This is a genomic window from Micromonospora sp. LOL_024, assembly GCF_048060415.1.
Classification (GTDB): Bacteria; Actinomycetota; Actinomycetes; order Mycobacteriales; family Micromonosporaceae; genus Micromonospora.
The window spans coordinates 1-305 of record NZ_JBHMIS010000218.1; the positions used below are offsets into that span (position 1 = coordinate 1).

Sequence of the window (305 nt, forward strand, 5' to 3'; positions counted from 1 at the left end):
GCTCAGTCGCCGTCGCCGACGCAGTCTCGGCGGCTGCGCGTGATCGCCGTCGACGGCAAGGTACTCAAGGGGTCAGCCCGTCTCACCGCGACCCGCCGGCATCTACTCTCGGCGGTCACGCACGGCACCGTCGTGACCCTCGCTCAGGTGGGGGTCGGCGCGAAGACGAACGAGACCACGCACTTCCAGCCGCTGCTGGCGCCGCTGGACCTGGCCGGCACGGTTGTCACCTTCGACGCCCTACCCCTCCCTGTCACGCTGATGTGAGACAGCCCGTCTACCAGGGGATACGCTTCCTGGACGGT

At 68.9% G+C, this 305-nt stretch carries 1 pseudogene; it reads left to right on the top strand.

From position 1 onward, the window contains the following. Window positions 1-267, top strand: a pseudogene (locus ACFHWY_RS28945) (ISAs1 family transposase); the annotation flags it as partial. Window positions 268-305 lie beyond the last annotated feature (38 nt).